The following is a 3881-nucleotide window of genomic DNA, read 5'->3' as shown; positions in this document are numbered from 1 at the left end:
CGCGCCAATCTCGCTGCTCGCGGTGGGCGCGGCGGCGGCCGTCGGCGCGATTGACGGTTTGCGCCACGGCTTGGTGCGTTACCGCGCCGCGTTGTTGATCGCGTTGCTGGGCGGGCTGTTTTCGCCGCTGGGCGTGTTCTTTGCCCACCAATTGCCGGAACCACTGCTGATGGGTTTGTTCAGTGCGCTGATGGTGCTGGTGGCCTGGCGCATGCTGCAGCGCGAAAAGCTCGAGGCCGGGCCGAGCGACCACGGCGCCGCGTCCTGGGGCCAGAAGAACTGCATGCTCAACCAGCAGACCGGGCGCCTGGCCTGGACCGCCAAATGCAGCGCCACCCTGGCCGCGTTGGGCGCCGTGACCGGTGCGGTGTCCGGCCTGCTCGGCGTGGGTGGCGGTTTCCTGATCGTACCGGCGTTCAAGCAGCTCACCGACGTGCAGATGCGCGGCATCGTCGCCACGTCGTTGATGGTCATCAGTCTGATTTCGCTGATCGGCGTGGCGGGTGCGTTCCATGCCGGCGTGCGCATCGAGCCGGTCGGGTGGGTGTTTATCGGCGCGAGCATCGTCGGCATGCTGGTCGGTCGGCGCCTGTGTTCGCTGATCCCCGCGCGTGCCTTGCAGGTGGGGTTTGCCGGGCTGTGTGTGGTGGTTGCAGTCGGCATGCTGGTCAACGCCGTCCTCTGAACCGGAGATACAATTCCCACATTTGGATCTCCATTGTTTTTGAGAAACTCATCCCATCGCATCCCCCCACCCAGTACCCAAGTAGCATAGGTGCCGCCCCCCCGCCCTTCGTACACTCATGCCTCAGAGGGGGAGGTAACGATGCACAACAGTGAAGGCGTAGTCAGTGCCATGTCCCAGGCCGTGGATGCCGGGCAGGCCGCCGAAGAGTTGGCGCGACAGCTGCTGCACCCTTACCTGGGTTTCGTGCTGTTTTTCTGCTCGGCGTCCTACGACCTGAAGGCGCTCGGCGATGCCTTGCAGCAGTGCTTCGGTACGGTGCGCGTGGTGGGTTGCACCAGCGCCGGCGAGATAACGCCCCAGGGCTACGGGCGCAATTGCGTCACGGCGGTGGGCTTCAACCACGCGCATTTCTCCATCGCCACCGAGTTGATCGACCAGGTGGAACACTTCAGCCTGATCGACGCTCAGCACCTGGTCGAGCGCCTGGTCGGCGGTTGTCGCAGCAATACCCTGGCGCCGATCAAGGGCAACACCTTCGCCCTGACCCTGCTCGATGGCCTGTCCAGCCGCGAAGAAATGGTGCTCGCCGCCCTCAGCGCCGCGTTGGGCGATATTCCGCACTTTGGCGGCTCAGCCGGCGATGACAACTTCCTCACCCACACCCACGTCTACTTCAACGGCGCGTTCCACAGCGGCGCGGCAGTGGTGGTGCTGGTCAATACCTGGCTGGATTTCGAGGTGTTCACCACCCACCACATCCTGCCGCGAGCGGAGAAACTGGTGGTGACCGGTGCCGACAGCCCCTCGCGTCGGGTCTATGAGCTCAACGCCGAACCCGCCGCCGAAGAGTATGCGCGGCATATCGGCGTGGCGGTGGCCGACCTCGACCACCGCACCTTCGCCGCCCACCCGCTGGCGGTGCGTATCCATGACCAGTACTACGTGCGCGCCATCCAACAGGTGCACGCAGACCTGAGCCTGAGTTTCTACTGCGCGGTGGAAAACGGCATCGTGCTGACCGTGATGAAACCCGGCCCGATCCTGCCCAACCTGGAAAGCCTGTTCGATGGCCTGCACTCACGCCTTGGCGACCTGCTGCTGACCCTCGGCTGCGACTGCTTCCTGCGCCGCCTGGAGCTGGAAGACGCCGGCGACCTGGAACAGATCGGCAGCTTTCTGCAAGCCAAGCGGGTGATGGGTTTCAACACCTACGGAGAACAGTTCAATGGCATGCATATCAACCAGACCTTCACCGGGGTCGCCATTGCCCGCGGCCGGCGCTGAACTGCTCGCCCAGTTGGCCCAGCTGCAACAGGACAACCACAAGCTGGCGCGGATCAACGCGGCGCTGATCGAGCGCATCGAGTCCGGCATGAGCCAGGGCAATAATCCGTACACCACCTTCCAGCATTCGGTGGTACTGGCCGAGCAGGTGCGTGAACGCACCGACGCGCTGAACCAGGCGATGGCCGAACTCAAGGCCAGCAACCACTTGTTGATCAACGCTCGGCTGCGCGCCGAAACCCTGCGCGGCGAACAGGTGGCGGCGCAGAAAGCCCAGGAAAGCGAACGCTGGATCCGCCTGATCACCGATAACGTGCCGGCATTGATCGGCTACCTGAATGCCGACCTGGTCTACGAGTTCACCAATAAAGTCTATGAAGAATGGTACTGCTGGCCGCGCGGCATGATGCTCGGCCAGAGCCTGCGTCAAGTGCACAGCGAGCAGCACTGCCGGCGCCTGGACGCCTACGTCGCGCGTGCCCTGGCCGGCGAGAGCGTGACCTTCGAGTTCGCCGAGACCAACATCAATAATCAGGAGCGCTACATGCTGCGCTCCTACGTGCCGAATATGCTCGCCGGTGGCGAGGTGGTGGGGATCTTTGTGTTGATCCGCGACATCACCGAACGCCGCCGCACCGCCGAAGCCCTGCACCAGGCCTATCAGCACCTGGAACAGCGCGTGGCCCAGCGTACCTCGGAACTCACCGCGCTCAACGACCAGTTACTCAAGGAGATCGACGAGCGCCGGCGCATGGAAACCCGTCTGCGCGAGGCCAAGCTGGAGGCCGAACAGGCCAACCTGTCAAAAACCAAGTTCCTCGCGGCCGTCAGCCACGACCTGCTGCAACCGCTCAACGCCGCACGCTTGTTCACCAGCGCCTTGCTCGAACGCCCGAGTGAAAAACTGGTGCGCAACGTGAGCAATTCCCTGGAAGACGTGGAAAACCTGCTCGGCACCCTGGTGGATATCTCCAAGCTCGACGCCGGGGTGATCAAGGCTGATATCGCGCCGTTCGCCTTGAGCGAATTGCTCGATAACCTGGCCGCCGAGTACACCGAATTGGCCCGCAGCGAAGGGCTGGAGCTGCACTTTGTCGGTTGCTCGGCGCTGGTGCGCAGCGACATCCAGCTATTGGCGCGGATCCTGCGCAACCTGCTGAGCAACGCGATTCGCTACACCTATCAAGGGCGCATTGTGCTGGGGTGTCGGCGCCAGCATCAGCGCTTGTCGATCCAGGTGTGGGACAGCGGCATGGGCATTGCCGAGGAGCGGCTGGAGGAGATCTTCCAGGAGTTCAAGCGCGGCGATGTGCAGCGCCCGGACCAGGATCGCGGCTTGGGCCTGGGGCTGGCGATAGTAGAAAAAATCGCCGGCATTCTGGGGCACCGCATCACAGTCAAATCCTGGCCGGGCAAGGGCTCGATGTTTGCAGTGGAGGTGCCGTTGAGCGCCACCGCGCCCAAGTCATTGCCCCTGCCGTGCATGAGCGAGGCGTTGCTGGAGCGCTTGCAGGGCGCCCGGATATGGGTGCTGGATAACGACGCGGCGATTTGCGCAGGCATGCGCACCTTGCTCGAAGGTTGGGGCTGCCAGGTCGTGACGGCGTTATCCGAAGAAGACCTGGCGCGGCAGGTGGACAACTACCATGCCGAGGCGGATTTGCTGATCGCCGACTACCACCTCGACGACGACCAGAACGGCGTTGACGCCGTCGCCCGCATCAACGCCCGCCGCGGTCGCGCAATACCTGCGCTGATGATCACCGCCAACTACAGCAACGAATTGAAGCAGCAGATCCGCGAGTTGGGGCACACCTTGATGCACAAGCCGGTGCGGCCGATGAAGCTCAAAACCGCCATGAGCCACCTGTTACACCGGCCCTGACAGACAAGTGGAGATCCAATGTGG

At 63.5% G+C, this 3881-nt stretch carries 3 protein-coding genes; all 3 read left to right on the top strand.

From position 1 onward, the window contains the following. Nucleotides 1-685: sulfite exporter TauE/SafE family protein (locus JWR98_RS28250; RefSeq protein ID WP_205491812.1), on the top strand; the 685-nt coding region annotated here is incomplete at its 5' end. A 141-nt stretch (nucleotides 686-826) separates the two neighbouring features. Next, on the top strand, nucleotides 827-1972 hold the full coding sequence (gene nosP / locus JWR98_RS28245) for a nitric oxide-sensing protein NosP (RefSeq protein WP_078733822.1): 1146 nt from the start codon (nucleotides 827-829) through the stop codon (nucleotides 1970-1972). Next, nucleotides 1914-3857 (top strand): PAS domain-containing hybrid sensor histidine kinase/response regulator, encoded by a 1944-nt coding sequence (locus JWR98_RS28240; RefSeq protein ID WP_205491811.1) that lies wholly within the window; start codon nucleotides 1914-1916, stop codon nucleotides 3855-3857. Before nosP ends, JWR98_RS28240 begins: the two co-directional genes overlap by 59 nt. Nucleotides 3858-3881: the final 24 nt, after the last annotated feature.

This window comes from Pseudomonas lactucae, assembly GCF_016937615.1.
GTDB lineage: Bacteria > Pseudomonadota > Gammaproteobacteria > Pseudomonadales > Pseudomonadaceae > Aquipseudomonas > Aquipseudomonas lactucae.
This window is presented reverse-complemented; position numbering and strand designations above follow the sequence as displayed.

Coding starts and splice junctions, on each gene's coding strand:
- nosP (WP_078733822.1), top strand. CDS start 827: ATGCACAACAGTGAAGGCGTAGTCAGTGCCATGTCCCAGGCCGTGGAT.
- JWR98_RS28240 (WP_205491811.1), top strand. CDS start 1,914: ATGGCATGCATATCAACCAGACCTTCACCGGGGTCGCCATTGCCCGCG.